At 18.0% G+C, this 16,664-nt stretch carries 16 protein-coding genes and 1 tRNA gene; 3 read left to right on the forward strand and 14 right to left on the reverse strand.

All coding sequences use genetic code 11. The annotated features are described in order from the left end of the window. Positions 1-52: 52 nt before the first annotated feature. The 7 genes from GJT93_RS01775 to murJ form a co-directional block, all read right to left on the reverse strand. Entirely contained in the window at positions 53-487 is a 435-nt protein-coding gene (locus GJT93_RS01775) for a SufE family protein (protein ID WP_168821890.1), read from the reverse strand. Between the two features lie 6 nt (positions 488-493). Then, entirely contained in the window at positions 494-1,726 is a 1,233-nt protein-coding gene (locus GJT93_RS01780) for a SufS family cysteine desulfurase (protein ID WP_168821891.1), read from the reverse strand. Beyond that, entirely contained in the window at positions 1,716-2,996 is a 1,281-nt protein-coding gene (locus GJT93_RS01785) for a SufD family Fe-S cluster assembly protein (RefSeq protein WP_168821892.1), read from the reverse strand. The genes GJT93_RS01780 and GJT93_RS01785 overlap by 11 nt, the downstream gene beginning before the upstream one ends. Next, positions 2,986-3,729, reverse strand: a complete 744-nt coding sequence (gene sufC, locus GJT93_RS01790) for a Fe-S cluster assembly ATPase SufC (protein ID WP_168821893.1) — start codon at positions 3,727-3,729, stop codon at positions 2,986-2,988. The genes GJT93_RS01785 and sufC overlap by 11 nt, the downstream gene beginning before the upstream one ends. Positions 3,730-3,761: 32 nt before the next feature. Further along, positions 3,762-5,195 (reverse strand): Fe-S cluster assembly protein SufB, encoded by a 1,434-nt coding sequence (gene sufB, locus GJT93_RS01795; RefSeq protein WP_168821894.1) that lies wholly within the window; start codon positions 5,193-5,195, stop codon positions 3,762-3,764. A gap of 18 nt (positions 5,196-5,213) precedes the next feature. Continuing rightward, complete coding sequence (locus GJT93_RS01800) at positions 5,214-5,588, reverse strand: HesB/IscA family protein (protein WP_168821895.1); 375 nt, start codon at positions 5,586-5,588, stop codon at positions 5,214-5,216. A gap of 182 nt (positions 5,589-5,770) precedes the next feature. Beyond that, positions 5,771-7,318 carry a murein biosynthesis integral membrane protein MurJ gene (gene murJ / locus GJT93_RS01805; protein WP_168821896.1) on the reverse strand — a complete coding sequence of 516 codons (1,548 nt, stop codon included), beginning with the start codon at positions 7,316-7,318 and terminating at the stop codon, positions 5,771-5,773. Between the two features lie 171 nt (positions 7,319-7,489). On the opposite strand from murJ, the gene ribA reads away from it, so the two are divergent. Then, positions 7,490-8,086 carry a GTP cyclohydrolase II gene (ribA, locus tag GJT93_RS01810; protein WP_168821897.1) on the forward strand — a complete coding sequence of 199 codons (597 nt, stop codon included), beginning with the start codon at positions 7,490-7,492 and terminating at the stop codon, positions 8,084-8,086. A 14-nt stretch (positions 8,087-8,100) separates the two neighbouring features. On the opposite strand, the gene sbcB is transcribed toward ribA, so the two are convergent. Continuing rightward, a complete protein-coding gene (sbcB, locus tag GJT93_RS01815; RefSeq protein WP_168821898.1) occupies positions 8,101-9,504 on the reverse strand; it encodes an exodeoxyribonuclease I in 1,404 nt (467 codons plus the stop codon). Between the two features lie 55 nt (positions 9,505-9,559). On the opposite strand from sbcB, the gene GJT93_RS01820 reads away from it, so the two are divergent. Both GJT93_RS01820 and GJT93_RS01825 read left to right on the forward strand, forming a co-directional pair. Next, positions 9,560-9,644 (forward strand) — tRNA-Ser (locus tag GJT93_RS01820). Positions 9,645-9,689: 45 nt separating this feature from the next. Continuing rightward, a complete protein-coding gene (locus GJT93_RS01825; RefSeq protein WP_168821899.1) occupies positions 9,690-10,265 on the forward strand; it encodes a DedA family protein in 576 nt (191 codons plus the stop codon). Positions 10,266-10,281: 16 nt separating this feature from the next. On the opposite strand, the gene GJT93_RS01830 is transcribed toward GJT93_RS01825, so the two are convergent. The 6 genes from GJT93_RS01830 to nuoI are packed head-to-tail and all read right to left on the reverse strand — an operon-like array spanning position 10,282 to position 16,658. Then, positions 10,282-11,751 (reverse strand): NADH-quinone oxidoreductase subunit N, encoded by a 1,470-nt coding sequence (locus GJT93_RS01830; RefSeq protein ID WP_168821900.1) that lies wholly within the window; start codon positions 11,749-11,751, stop codon positions 10,282-10,284. Between the two features lie 51 nt (positions 11,752-11,802). After that, positions 11,803-13,320 carry an NADH-quinone oxidoreductase subunit M gene (nuoM, locus tag GJT93_RS01835; RefSeq protein WP_168821901.1) on the reverse strand — a complete coding sequence of 506 codons (1,518 nt, stop codon included), beginning with the start codon at positions 13,318-13,320 and terminating at the stop codon, positions 11,803-11,805. A gap of 50 nt (positions 13,321-13,370) precedes the next feature. Beyond that, positions 13,371-15,254 (reverse strand): NADH-quinone oxidoreductase subunit L, encoded by a 1,884-nt coding sequence (gene nuoL, locus GJT93_RS01840; protein ID WP_168821902.1) that lies wholly within the window; start codon positions 15,252-15,254, stop codon positions 13,371-13,373. Beyond that, positions 15,251-15,553 (reverse strand): NADH-quinone oxidoreductase subunit NuoK, encoded by a 303-nt coding sequence (gene nuoK / locus GJT93_RS01845; RefSeq protein WP_168821903.1) that lies wholly within the window; start codon positions 15,551-15,553, stop codon positions 15,251-15,253. The genes nuoL and nuoK overlap by 4 nt, the downstream gene beginning before the upstream one ends. A 39-nt stretch (positions 15,554-15,592) precedes the next feature. Next, complete coding sequence (locus tag GJT93_RS01850) at positions 15,593-16,093, reverse strand: NADH-quinone oxidoreductase subunit J (RefSeq protein ID WP_168821904.1); 501 nt, start codon at positions 16,091-16,093, stop codon at positions 15,593-15,595. A gap of 22 nt (positions 16,094-16,115) precedes the next feature. Next, positions 16,116-16,658 (reverse strand): NADH-quinone oxidoreductase subunit NuoI, encoded by a 543-nt coding sequence (gene nuoI / locus GJT93_RS01855; protein WP_168821905.1) that lies wholly within the window; start codon positions 16,656-16,658, stop codon positions 16,116-16,118. Positions 16,659-16,664 lie beyond the last annotated feature (6 nt).

The following is a 16,664-nucleotide window of genomic DNA, read 5'->3' on the forward strand; positions in this document are numbered from 1 at the left end:
ATGAATTTTAACTAAATTAAATATAAATCTTATAAAAATAAATACATTATTTTTATAAAAAAAGATTTTTATTTAATTTTTTTAATTTATTTTTAATAGTTTGGATAATAATATCTATACCTTCTAATCTAGAAGTAGTTAAATATTTATCAAAAAATAAATCTTTAAAAAAAGATTTAATATTATCTTTAATAATTTCATTAATTTTTTTTTTATTATAAAAAATAAAAATTATTGTTAATAAACCTTTAATAATAGAAGAATCACTATCTCCTTTAAATTTAATTTTATTATTTAAATCAATTTCTATGAGAACCCAAACTCGACTTTGACATCCTGGTATAAAATTTTCTATAGAATGTTGTTTTTTTGATAAAATAGGAATTTGATTACCTAATTCTATTATATATAAATATTTTTCCTCCCAATTATCACAGTTTAAAAAATTATTAGTAATTTCTTTTTTACTAGGTAAATTATATGACATATATTATTATCGGTTTAATAAATTTTTTATATATATTAATCTATCTATAAAATAATCAATATCATTTTTATTGTTATAAATAGAAAAAGAAATTCTACACATAGATTGAACTTTATAAAATTTCATAACAGGAATAGAACAATGATGACCAGTACGTATAGCAATACCGTATTGATCTAAAAAACTACCTATATCATAAGAATGATAATTAGATAAATTAAATGAAATTATACCAATTCTATTAATATTAGCATTTTTTTGTCCAAAAATTTTAATATCTGAAATAGAATTAAATTTTTTAAAAGCATATCTTGTTAAAGATTGATTATGTTTAATAATATCTTGAATATTAAAATTCGTAAACCAAGATATAGCTTTACCTAAACCTATAATTCCTGCTATATTTGGAGAACCTGCTTCAAATTTCCAAGGTATTCTTTCCCAAATAAATTTTTTTTTATATATATCTACAATCATTCCTCCTCCTCCTTGCCATGGAGGCATTAATTTTAATATTTTTTTTAAACCATATAATACTCCTATACCAGTAGGTCCAAAAATTTTATGTCCTGAAAAAACAAAAAAATCACAACCGAGTTTTTGGACATCAATTTTTTTAATTGTAATAGCTTGAGCACCGTCAATTAAAGTAATAATATTTTTTTCTTTAGCTAATTTAATTATATTTTTAATTGGATTAATCGTACCTAAAACATTAGAAATATACGTAACAGATATTAAACGTGTATTTTTATCAATTAAATTATTAATTTTATATAATTTTAAATTTCCATATTTATCTAATGGTATAATACGAATATTAAATCCTATTTTTTGAGATAATATTGTCCATGGAATTATATTAGAATGATGTTCCATTTCAGATAAAATAATATTTTCATGTGATGAAATATTTTGAACTCCCCAAGTATAAGCTATTAAATTAATACTTTCTGTTGTACTTTTAGTAAAAATTATTTCTTCAGTATATTTAGCATTAATAAAATGAGCTACTTGATTACGTATCTGTTCCATTTTTTTTGTTGCATTTAAACTTAAACTATAAATACCTCTATTAACAGAAGAATATGCATTTTTATAAAAATTACTTAATGAAGTAATTACTTTTTTTGGTTTATGTACAGTTGATGCATTATCTAAATAGACAAATTTATTTTCATTAATTTTTTTTGAAAAAATAGGAAATTGTTTCCTAATATTTTTTATATTAAAACTCATTAAAAAAATTCTCTATTGATAAATAATAAAATATTTTTTTTAAAATTTTTTTTTTAATAATACTATTATTAATTTCATTTAAAAAATCTAGTATATAAGATATAAGTAAAATATTATATGATTTTTTAAAACTTATACCTCTTGTTCTTAAAAAGAAAATTTGATCATAGTTTATTTTACCAGTAAATACACTATGTGTACATTTAACATCATCATTTAAAATATCTAATCCAGGTTGAATATTTATTTTAGATAATTTATCTAAAAGCAAACTACTATAGTTTAACTGTCCATGTGTTTTTATAGCATCTCTATTAATTTTTAATAATCCTATTAAATTAATTATTGATTTATTTAAAGTAATTGCTTTATGTAATTGTACACTACTAGTATTTTTAATACTATGTTCTATAAGATTGTTTATATTTATAATATTAGAATTTTTAGAAAATAATAAACTTTTATATATTAACTTTGTTTTTTCTCCTAAAAATTTAAAATAATTATTCTGATTAATATATTGATTTGACATAAATATATCATATTTTTTATAAAAAACATTATTATATAATATAAATTCATTACTAATTGAACAAAAATTATTATTTTTATTAATATTATTATTAGTAAAAGTATAATGTTCTAATTTAGAATTATTTTGAATAATAAAAGTATTATAAATATTATTAATATATGGTTTATCTGTATTTATATAATGTTCTATTATAGTAGAAAAAGTATTTTTTATATAAAAAAAATTTCTATAATTAAACATTGAAATTTTATTTTCTTTATTTATATTATTAAAATATACTATATATAATGGTTTTTTAAGATAAATATTTTTTTTATTATTAATATTAATTGATACATATCTCTTTGTAAGAGATTCAGATAAATAATTATAAATATCTTTTTTTAAAATATTATTATGATTCTTAATTTTATGTGTATTAATATCTATTTCATAATATTTATTATATATATTACTAAGTTTTTTATTAATTTCACCATTAATAAAAAATAACATTATAGCATTAATTGGAAATATTAATTTTAATAACTGATTATTAATATTTTCTAATAAATTAGAATTTACTAAAGATTTATTTTCTAAATATTTGAATAATAATATTTTTTTTTTATGTAAAAGTTCTTTTTCTATTAATTTTTTTAATTTATATAAATCTATTTCTAATTTATTAGAAGAAAGATATTTTTTATGTAATTTATAAAAATTTTTTAATTGAGAATAAATATTATATTTCATTTATATGCCTATATCCATATTTATCTAAATAGGAAATAATATTTATATTTCCTGATTTAATAATTTTTTTATTATATAAAATATGAATATAATCAGGATTTATATAATCAAGAATACGACGATAATGTGTAATAATTAAAAATGATCTATTAGAATTTTTCATAATATTAATTATTTTAGATACTAATTTTAATGCATCTATATCTAATCCAGAATCAATTTCATCTAAAATACAAAGATCTGGCTCTAGCAATAACATTTGTAATATATCATTAATTTTTTTTTCTCCTCCAGAAAAACCTACGTTAACAAATCTTTGTAAAAATTCTCTTTTTTTACCTAAAATTTTTATTTTTTCATTTATAATTTTATTATAAGTAAATCTATCTAATATTATATTTTCTTTATATTTTTTTATTGCTTTTAAAGAATTATATAAAAATATATTGTTAGTAACACCAGGTATTTCAATAGGATATTGAAAAGAAATAAAAATACCTTCTCTAGCTCTAATTTCTGGTTTTAAACATAATAATTTTTTTTTTTTAAATAATATTTCTCCTTGAGTAATTATATATTCTTTTTTACCGGATATTACATAAGATAATGTACTTTTACCTGAACCATTCGGACCCATTATTGCATGTATTTCTCCTGGATTAATAGATAAATTAAAATTATCTAAAATAATCTTATTATTTATATTTACACATAAATTGTTAATTTTTAACATAATGTTTAATTTTTATTATAAAATATATTATTTTATCCTATACTATTATCTAAATGAATAGATAATAATTTTTGGGCTTCAACTGCAAATTCTAAAGGAAATTTCATAAAAATTTCTTTACAAAACCCATTGACAATCAATGATATAGCATCTTCTAAACTTAATCCTCTTTGTAAACAAAAAAAAATTTGATCTTCTTCAATTTTAGAAGTAGAAGCTTCATGTTCAACTTGTGAAGTATTATTTAATATTTGTAAATTAGGATATGTATGTGTACTACATTTAGAACCTATTAAAATAGAATCACATTGAGTAAAATTACGAGAGTTTTCAGCATATTTATTAATATATACTATGCTACGATAAGTATTTTTACTTTTTTCTGTAGAAATACTTTTAGAAATAATTGTTGATTTTGTATTTTTACCTATGTGTATCATTTTAGTACCAGTATCAGCTTGTTGATTATTATTAGTTAATGAAACAGAATAAAATTCTCCAATAGAATTATCACCTTTTAAAATTACACTAGGATATTTCCAGGTAATAGCTGCACCTGTTTCTGATTGTGTCCAAGACATTTTACTATTTTTTCCATGACAAATAGCTCTTTTAGTTACAAAATTTAAAATACCTCCGCTATTTTTTTTTCCTGCAAACCAATTTTGTACAGTTGAATAATTTACTTGTGCATTTTTATGTAAAATTACCTCAACTACAGCAGCATGTAATTGAGAATTATTTCTAATTGGTGCAGAACAACCTTCTATATAATTTACATAACTATTTTCATCTGCAATTAAGATTGTACGTTCAAATTGACCAAAATTTTTTTGATTAATTCTAAAATAAGTAGATAAATCTAAAGGACATTTAGTATTTTTAGGAATATAAATAAATGTACCATCGGAAATAACGGCAGCGTTTAATGCTGCAAAAAAATTATCATCAGCTGGAACTACAGAACCTAAATATTTTTGAACTAATTTAGGATAATTTTTAATAGCATAATTTAAAGAACAAAAAATTATTCCTTTATCTAAAAGCTTTTTTTGATTAGTTGTAATCACTGAAACAGAATCAAAAATAGCATCGATTGCTATATTTGAATTATTCTGAATAGGAAGTTTTAATTTATTAAAAGTTTTTTTAACTTCATCTGTAAAATACTTATTTTTTACATTATTATTTAATTTATTATATAAAGGAGCTGAATAATAAATATAATTTTGATAATTTAATTTTTTATAATATCCATTTAACCAATGAGGTTCTTTTTTATTTATCCAAAAATTATATCCTTTTAATCTAAATTCTAACATCCATTTTGGTTCATTACGAATTTTAGAAATTTTATATATAATATTTATATTAATACCTGGAGTAAATTCTGTATTTTTTAATTCAGTAGAAAATCCTTCTTTATACATACTATTTTTTTTAAAATCTTTATAATTATTACTCATGTGATTTCTTCTTTTATTTTATTTAAAAATAAAACTTTTTTTACATCCACAAAATTCTTTAATATTACTATTATAAAATTGAAAAGATTGATGAAAATTATTCTTTGTAAAATCTATAATAGTATTATCTATAAATATAATATCTTTTTTATTAACAAAAATATATGTTTGATCTTTTTGAAATAAAATTTCATGATATAATAATTGATCTAATAATGAAATTTTATATTTTGATCCAAAACAACCAGATTTTATTAACATTAATTTTAATGCTTTATTTTTACTTTTATAAAGTATATTATTTATTTTTAAAAATGCTATTTTAGTTATATATAAACCTTGATATTTATTTTTTGTACATGTTAAATGAATTAAATTTTTTTGGTTTTTCATTATTAAAATCCAGAAATATTATGTATATTCTTCTTGTAAGGGAAATTAAACAAAATCTTATAAAATTTAGACAAAAAATTTTATTTTCTTAAAATTTAAAATAAAAATATTATTTATAGAAATAAATAAAAAATATTTTTTATTTATTTTAAATATTATATATTTTATTTTAAAAAATAAAATTATTTAATTATATTTTTTAAAGAAAAATCTTCTATTCTAAAACCTAATAAAAATAATAGTAAAATATATAATATAAAAATTATAGAACAAATAATTAATAAATAAAAAATACGTATTTTAAAAGGAGATAAAATTAACCATTTTTCTGGTGTTTTACAAACAATACAAAATAAAATAATACTTAATAATATTGTAATTATTAAAATACGAAATAAAAAATTTATCCATCCATTTTCTGGCATATATAATTTTTTTTTTACTAATGTTTTATACAATAAAATTACATTCAATAAAGCTGCAAAACATATAGATATAGGAAAACCTATATGATGTAAAAAAAAGATAAATATAGGACTTATTAATTGAGTAATAATTAAAACAAATATATTAATTTTAACAGGAGTTTTTACATCTTGTCTTGCGTAAAATCCAATTGCTAAAACTTTAGCTATTACTAAAAATAATAATCCAACAGAATATATAATAATATTTACTTGAGTCATTAATACATCAAAATAAGTAAATGCTCCATATTGAAACAATGAAATTAATAATAATTTTGATAAAAATCCTAAAATTAATGAACTAGGTACTACTAATAAAAAACATAAACGTAAACCTATATCCATTAATTGATTATATTCATGTTCTTTATTTTGAGTATAAGCATCAGTTAAAGCAGGAAGTAATACTATCGTTAGTGCTATTCCAAACATACCAACAGGTAATTCCATAAGACGATCGGAATAATAAATCCAGGTAATTGATCCAGTAATTAAAAAAGAAGAAAAAGCAGAATTAATTAATAAAGATATTTGTGTTGCTGCTACACCAATAATTGCAGTACACATTTTTTTAAAAACTCTTAATACTCCTTTATCAAAATTTTTAAAACTTGGTAATATTATCATATTAATTTTTTTTAAATAAATTAATTGATAAAAAATTTGAGATAATCCTCCAATTAATACAGCCCAAGCTAAAATTAAAATTGATGGTTCTAATAAATTGGGAAATATTATAATTAATAATATCATACTTACATTTAGTAAAATAGGAGTAATTGCTGGTACAAAAAAATTTTTCCAAATATTTAAAATAGAACTAGCTAATGATGATAATGATATTAATAAAATATACGGAAAAGTCATTTTTAAAATTTTTGAAGTAAGTTTTAATTTATAATCTGTATTAACAAAACCTGGTGCAATAATTGAAATAATAAATGAAGAAAATAATATACCTAATATTACTATTATAGAAAGTATAATAATTAGTATACCTAATGTAGAAGCAATAAAATTTTTCGTTTCTTTATTACTTCTTTTATTTTTATATTCAGCTAAAATAGGAGTAAAAGCCTGAGAAAAAGCTCCTTCTGCAAAAATACGTCTTAATAAATTAGGTAGCTTAAAAGCTATAAAAAAAGAATCACTATAAATACCAGCGCCAAAAACTTTTGCAATAAGACTATCTCTGATAAAACCTAATAATCTCGAAAGCAATGTAATTATACTAACTGTAGTTAATGACTTTAATAAATTCATATAATTCCTAAAAATAATAGTTTACTATATAAATAAATTATTTTAATAAAAAATTCAATATAATAAATTATTTTCTTTTATAAAAATCATTTTTCAAATATTATAAATTTTATTAACATATTTAAATGTATGTCTATTTATATAAAATATAAATTTTAAAAGGTAAAAATAATGAATGTAAAAGAAATATCTAGAGCAAAATTACCTACAAAATGGGGAAAATTTGTTATTATAGGTTTTAAAGAAATAGATACTGGTAATAATCATATTGTTTTAGTAAAAGGTTTAAAAAATATAAATAAAAATTCTATTATATTAGTAAGAATACATTCAGAATGTTTAACTGGAGATGTTTTTGATAGTTTACGTTGTGATTGTGGAATACAATTACAATTATCATTAGATAAAATTTCTCAAGAAAATTGTGGAATATTAATTTATCATAGACAAGAAGGAAGAAATATTGGTATTTTAAATAAAATTAAAGCTTATAATCTACAGGATAAAGGATTAGATACTATTGAAGCTAATCATAAACTAGGATTTGATACAGATGAACGAAATTTTATTTCTTGTGTAAATATTCTAAAAAATTTAGATATTAAATATATTAAATTATTAACTAATAATCCTTATAAAATTAAAATTTTAAGAAAATATGGTATAAATATTGTTAGTAGAATACCATTAATTGTAAATTCTAACATTTATAATTTTAAATATTTAAATACAAAATATTTAAAATTAAAACACTTATTGTTTTTATAAATTTTTTAATAATGTTAAAAAATTTTTTTAATATATTTTATTAATTTTTTTAAAGTTATTTTTTTTTTACTACAAATTTTTTTTTTTAAAAGTTCTTTAATTTTAAATATATAATTTTGAATAAAATTATCATTTAATACATTTTTTTTATATATATTCCATATTTTTTGTTCTTTCATATTTAGAATCATAGGAAAATTTCTTGCTTTATATTTTAATAATAAAATATTAGCTCTTTTATCTTGAAAAGATAATTTTTTTAAAAAAATAAATTTTTTATTATGTATATATTTAAATTTTAATAAGTCTTTATTAGGAAAAAAATTTTTATATAATTGTTCATCAACATTGTAAATATTTGTTTCATAACTTTTAATCATAAAATTTGTTAAAAATAATTTTATAATATTTTTTATTTTTAAAAAATTTTTTTTTAATAAAATAAAGTTTTTTACATAAAAAATATAATTAAATTCTAAACGTTTAATATCTATTTTAGATAAAATATTAAAAGGTAATAATAAAGGAACTTTATTAAAGTTAATTATTTGTATGTGTGAAAAAATAATTTTTTGATCTAATTTATTGAATGTTTTAATATTTTGTAAAAAAAAATTTATATTTTTTATTAAATTAAAAGTTACTAATATATTTTGATTTTGTGGATGCCAAAATAATGGAGTTATACAACTTATATTGTTATTTTTATTTTTATAAATATGACTAATATGTACTAAAATATTAATTTTTGATAAATTTATTATTTTTATTAATTCTTTTTTTTTTCTATATTTAAAAAAATATTTATATAATAGTGGTTGTTTATTTTTAATTAATTTTGTAATAGATATTGTAGTATATACATCAGATAATGCATCATGAATTTTATAAGATAAAAGATTATTAATCTTAGCTATTTTTTCAAGATTAAAAACAGGAATATTATTAACTTTAGGCCAAAAAATTCCATCAGGTCTTAAAACATAACATGCTCTAACTAATTTTAATATATCCCATCTACTATTATTATTTTTCCAAAACCAACTATATGGATCATAAAAATTTCGATAAAATAAAAATTTACTGAATTCATCATCAAAATTAATATTATTATATCCAACAACACAAGTATTTGGATATAAAAATATATTATTGATATAATTTGCAAATTTATTTTCTTGTATTCCTTTTAAATTAACTATATATGGATTTATATTATGAATAATAACTGATTTAGGATCAGGTAAATAATCATTAGGTAATTTACAGTAGAGAACTATAGGTTTATTAATTATATTTAAATTAATGTCAGTACGTATACAAGCAAATTGAGCAATTCTATCTTTTTTAGGATTTAAACCAAAAGTTTCATAATCATAAAATAAAAAATTAAATTTTAATTTTTTTTTCTTTAACATAGTATATAATACTACTATATTATTATTATTTTAACAATAGTAATTAATTTAATATGGTGAGGTGGCCGAGTGGTTGAAGGCGCATGCCTGGAAAGTATGTATATGGAAACATATCAGGGGTTCAAATCCCCTTCTCACCGAAAAATAATATTTTTAACTATTTTAAAAATAAATGATCTCAAGAAATGTTCGATATAAATTTAACTGAAATAATGTATAAATACGGTTATTTAATAATATTATTAAGTTCTTTAATTGAATGGGAAACATTTATTATTATTGCTGGTATGTTAGCACATAAAAAAATTCTTAATTTAAATAAAATTATAATCATTACTATAATAGGTTCTATATTAAGTAATCAAATATTATTTTATATAGGTAAAAAATATGGTAAAAGTTTATTATCTTTTTTAAAAAATTACAATGTAAAAATTCAAAAATATAGTCTTCTTTTAAAGAAGTATCCTTATTTTTTTATTATTATTACAAGATTTATTTATGGATTTAGATTAATTAGTCCCATAATAATGGGTATTACAAATATTTCTAATATAAATTTTTTTTTATTAAATATTATTGGAGCTTTTATTTGGACTATTTTTTTTACTACTTCTGGATATTTTTTTGGAGAAATAATATCAAAAAGTATAAAAGATACTACTAAAATTAGTAAATATTTTTTATATTTTTTTTTATTATTATTAATAATAATATTTATATTTAAATTTTTACAAAAAAAAAATAGATATTTTAAATAATTAAATTTTATAAAATTTAATTAATCATTAATTGAGTTATTAATTGTGGATATAATCCTAATATAATTGTTATTATAGCAAATAATAATAATAAATTTTTTACAAAAAAGTAATAATAATTATTCTCTATTTTATTAAAATAAATAATCTTATTTATTTTAGATGGTTTTAAATACAAACTAATAATAATTTTTAAATAATAATATATACCCATAGAACTACCAAAAATAATTATATTAGCTAAATACCACATTTTCATTTTTATACTTAAAGCTATTAAATAAAATTTAGATATAAATCCTATTGTAATAGGAATACCTGCTAGAGATAAAAACATTACTGTTAAAGTAAAAGCTAAAATAGGATCATACCAAAATAAACCACGATAATAATATAATTTATCTATATTAATTTCATTAACATTAAAACTAGAAAATATACTCATTACACCTAAAATACCTAAATGATTAATTAAATATCCAATTATATATATAATCATCATTTCTAAAGAAAAAATATATGTTTCATATTTTTGATTATAAATTAACATTATTAACATATAACCTATATGTGATATAGATGAATATGCTAATAAACGTTTAATATTATCTTTATGAACAATACCCAAAATATTACCAAATAATATTGATAATATAGATAATAAAACTATAATTTTTAATATAAAAGTTTGCATATAATAAATATATGTAAAATTAATTAAAAATTTAAATAAAAATATAAAAATCGATATTTTACTAAATGTAGATAAAAATAATGTAACAATAGTTGGCGATCCTTGATAAACATCTGCAGTCCATAAATGAAATGGTACTATAGATAATTTAAATCCTAAACTAATTATTATTAATAATAAACCAATAATTGTTAAATAATTTATATTAAAAAAATTATGTACAATATCATTATTTAATAAATTAATAAAATTTAAATTACCATTATCTAAATAAATAAAAGATATACCTAATATTAAAAATGACGAAACTATTATAGAAATAATAGTATATTTTATACTAGCTTCTAAAGAATTTTTTAATGTTGTATTAAAAAATATTAATCCAAAAGTAGGTATAGATATTAATTCTATTCCAACTAACATTGAAATTAAATTAACTGAATCTAATAATACTAAACTTCCTATAGAAGAAATTATAATTAATAAATAAAATTCATCTCTATTATCTTTAAAAGAAGATAACCACTTATAAGCTAATAAGCATATTATTATATTATTTAATAATATAATAATTTTATATAGATTTGAATATTTATCTTGTAAAAATAAATTATCCATAAAAAAATTATTTTTGTATATATAAACAATAGATATTATTGTTAATATAAAACTAATAATTGTGATAATTAAACTTGTTTTATTATCACGTTTTATAGATATTTTCATTAACAATAATATTAATGAAAGAATATTAATAATTAAAGGTATTAATGATATTATTGATTTAGTCATAAAATTTTCTATTTATTTAAATAATGTATATTAAATAATATATAAATTAAATTAATAATTTATCATTATTATTCTATTATATATACTATTAATAGTATTATTTGATATATTTAAAATTAATTGTGGATAAAATCCTAAAATTACTAATAAAATTAATAATATAAATAAAATAATTTTTTCTCTTAAAAACATATTTTTTTCTAAAATATTTATTTTAATTTTAGAACCATAAAAAATTTTTTGTATCATATTCAAAGAATAAATACTAGTAAATAATAAACTAAAAGTAGCAATACATGCATAAACAGGATACTTATAAAAAGTACCTAATAAAATTAAAAATTCTCCTATAAAATTTCCTGTACCTGGTATACCAATACTAGCTAAAGCAAAAAAAATAAATAAACCTGGTAACATATTTATTTTATTCCATATTCCTCCCATTAATTGAATATTACGTGTTTTTAATCTTTCATATATTTGTCCACAAATAATAAATTGTGCAGCAGCTGAAATACCATGTGATATCATTTGTATTATTACACCTTGATAAGCTAATTTATTAAAACTATAAATTCCTATCAAAATATATCCCATATGAGATATTGATGTATAAGCTATAATTTTTTTTATATCATTTTGTATATAAGCCATCCAAGATCCATAAAAAATACCTAATACTCCTAATATTATTGCAATAGATGAAAATTTTAAAGATGATATAGGAAATAATGGTAATATAAATCTTAATAAACCATAAGCAGCAGTTTTTAATAAAATACCAGCTAAATCAACAGATCCTGCAGTTGGAGCTTGACTATGTGCATCAGGTAACCATCCATGAAATGGAATAATAGGCATTTTTACTGCAAATGCAATGAAAAAAGATAACATTAATAAAAATTCTGTTTTTAAATTTAAATGATGATTTAATAAATCTTTATACTCAAAAGTTAATATACCAGTAGATTTATAATAAAAAAAAACTAAAGATAAAATTCCACATAGCATTAATAAACCACTAGATTGTGTATAAATAAAAAATTTAGTTGCTGCTTTAATACGGCTACGTCCTTTAATATCTTTATGTCCCCATAAAGATATTAAAAAATACATAGGTAATAACATTATTTCCCAAAATAAAAAAAATAAAAACATGTCTACAGATAAAAATACTCCAATAACTCCACTTAAAATCCATAATAAATTTAAATGGAAAAAACCATGAAGTTTTTTAATTTCATTCCAAGAACATATAATAGCCATTATACCTAATAATCCAGTTAAATTTATCATTATTAATGATAATTCGTCCATAGCTAAATGAAAATGGATTCCAAATCTGGGAATCCATTTTAACATAAATTCCGAAATCCATATAGGATATTGAAAATATATATTTTTTTTAGAAAAATATGTGTATAAAATTAATTGAATAATAGATATTATGAAAATAAAACTAATAGAAATTAAAGATATCCAACGAGGAAATTTAGAATTTATTTTTTCACTTTGCCAACAAATTAAACCACTAAAAAAAGGTATTAATATAAAACAGGGTAATAACATAAAATTTCCTAATTATATTTATAATATGTAATATATAAAAATTAAATTTATTATATAAAATAATAATGATTATTAATAAATATTGTAAAATATAATAAAATTATTATTGTTCCTATATATATCATTGATATATACCAACGGATATCTCCATTTTGGCTTATTAATAATATTTTTCCTGTTTTGCTTAAAAATTTAATAAAAAAATAATCTATAATTTTGGCAATAGGATCATTTTTTATTAAAAATAAAAATTTTTTAAAAATATATGTAAATATATTTACATATATATAATCAATATAATAACCGTTGAAAAAAAAATTATTTATATAATTAAAAAAATAATAATTTTGATTAATAATCTTATTTATTATAACATTATTTTTTATATATAAAATATATAAAAAATAACTAATAATGAAAATTAATATAGATAATATTTCTATTATAAAATAATTTTGATGATTAAATATTAATAATTTGTTAGGTAGTAAAAATTTTTTTTTTATTGGTAAAAATATTACACTAATGTAACTAGATAATATCATTAATATTATTAATGGAATATTATGCATTAATTGATTATTTTTTATTTCTTGCAAAAAATTTTTATTTTTACTATAAAAAATTTTATCAATCATTCGAATAGTATATAAAAAAGTAAAAAAACTACCTATCAAACTTATAATAAATAAAATAGTATATTTACTGATAAAAATTTCATATAATATTTTTTCTTTTGTAAAACCACTCATAGTAATAAAAGGTATTGAAATTAAAGACATTGAACCAAATAAAAAAACATAATATAAGAATGGAGATTTTTTTTTTATTCCTCCCATTTTAAATATATTCTGTTCATTTTTACATAAAAAAATAATAGATGCAGCACATAAAAAAAGTAATGCTTTAAAAAAAGCATGTGATATTATATGAAATAAAGAAGCTTTCCATAAACTAAGACCTAATGCTAAAAACATATATCCAATTTGACTCATTGTAGAATATGCTAAAATACTTTTAATATTTTTCTGTATCATTGCAGAATAACCAGATAATAATATTGTTATTGCACCAATAATACTGCATAAAAAAAGTATATCATTATTCATTAAAAATAATATATTATTACGTAAAATTAAATAAATACCAGCAGTAACCATAGTTGCTGCATGAATCATAGCAGATACAGGAGTAGGTCCTGCCATTGCATCTATTAACCAGGTATTTAATGGAAATTGTGCAGATTTACTTAAGGATCCTATTATAATCATAATAGATATTATTTTCAAATAATATGATTTATAATAAATTAAAGATGATGTAGAAATATTTAATATTTCTATAAAATTAAAAGAATTAAATATTCGAAATATAAAAAACATTCCAATAATTAGAAAAATATCACTAAAACGAGTAATTAAAAATGCTTTTATAGCAGATAATCCATTTAATGATTTTTTATAAAAAAATCCTATCAATAAATAAGAACATACTCCTACTCCTTCCCATCCAAAAAACATTAAAATAAAATTATCAGCTAAAATTAATAATGTCATATTAGCAATAAACAAATTAGTATATGCAAAAAATCTAGAATATCCTTTTTCATTTTTCATATACCAAACAGAAAATATATGAATAAAAAATCCTACCCATGTAGTAATAAACAACATAACCAAGGATAACATATCTAAATATAAGTTAAAATCAACATGAAGAGAATTAATATTTAATATATTCCATAATGATTGTTTATAAAATAATAATTTATTATTTAAAAAAATACATCCAATTATTAATGTTAATAATGCACTTACACCTATAAAAAAAATTCCAATTATTGAAATTTGATTCTTACTTAAATAAGTAGAAAATAGTGATAATAATAAAAAGCTAATTAATGGCATTAAAATAATTAAAAAAAGGCATTTCATCCATTCATCTCACTTATTGAATTAATATTAATATTATTTTTATAATAGTATAATTTTATTAATAAAATTAATCCTATACAAGTTTCTATAGCTGATATACTAATAGATATAATATACATAATTTCTCCTTCTGTTTGTCTCCAATAATTACCTGAAATTATACATGATAAAGCAGCAGAATTAATCATTAATTCAGTACAAATTAAAATATATAACATATTATTTCTAATTAATACTCCTGTTAATCCGATAATAAATATGATCATAATAAATATTAAAATATGATATAAAGGTATCATTTTGTATTCTTCTTTATTGTAAAAAAAATAATTTAAATCTTAATGATTTTTTTTATTTCCTATATTTAAAATAATAATTATACCTGATAATAAAAGTATGGAAATTAATTCTACAATAATTTTATATTGTGTAAATAAATTTAAACCAATATTTTCTATATTAACAAAATTATTAAGAATTAATTTTTTTACATACAAATTTTTTAAAATATAAAATATTGATATTAAAAAAAAAATATTTATAATTAATATTTTAATTAAAAAAAATTTTTTTTTAATAAAATAAAGTTTTTCTTCTAATTCAATATGTTTATATTGTAGGAACATTAAAACAAATATAAATAATACAACAATAGCTCCAGCATATATAATAATCTCTAATGCTCCAGCAAAATAATTACCTAATAAAAAAAATATACATGATATTGAAATTATTGAAATTAAAAAATTTATTAATACATAAATAGGATTAATAGTAATAATAACTAAAAACGAAAAAATTATTGATATAAATCCTAATATATATAATGTTATCTCCATATAAAAGACCTCATAACATAAATTATGGTAAAATATTTTTTATATCTACTTCTATATTTAACTCTTTTAAATTATTTTCTTTATTATTTTTAATTTTAACTCCTGAAACATCATAAAAATTGTATTTTAAATCTTTTCCAGGATTATTAATTAATAAATCTTTTTTTTCATATATTAAATTTTTTCGATCAAATTCACATAATTCAAAATCTGGAATTAATTGAATTGCTGATGTAGGACAAGATTCTTCACAAAAACCACAAAAAATACATCTAGAAAGATTGATTCTAAAAAATTTCGCGTATGATCGTCCATTTTTATTTATAGATTTTTTTAAAGATATACATCCTACTGGACAAACAACTGCACAAAGATTACAAGCAACACAACGTTCATTATTATTTAAATCAGATGTTAAAATTATTCTACCTCTATATCTTGGTGGTAAATAAATTTTTTTTTCTGGATACATTATTGTTTCTCTCTTACTAAAGAGATTAAGTAAAATAATAAAAATACTTCTTATTTGACTAATTATACCAATAAAAATTTTTTTCATGTTCATTATTAA

Source organism: Enterobacteriaceae endosymbiont of Donacia provostii (genome assembly GCF_012570145.1).
Taxonomy (GTDB): Bacteria; Pseudomonadota; Gammaproteobacteria; order Enterobacterales; family Enterobacteriaceae.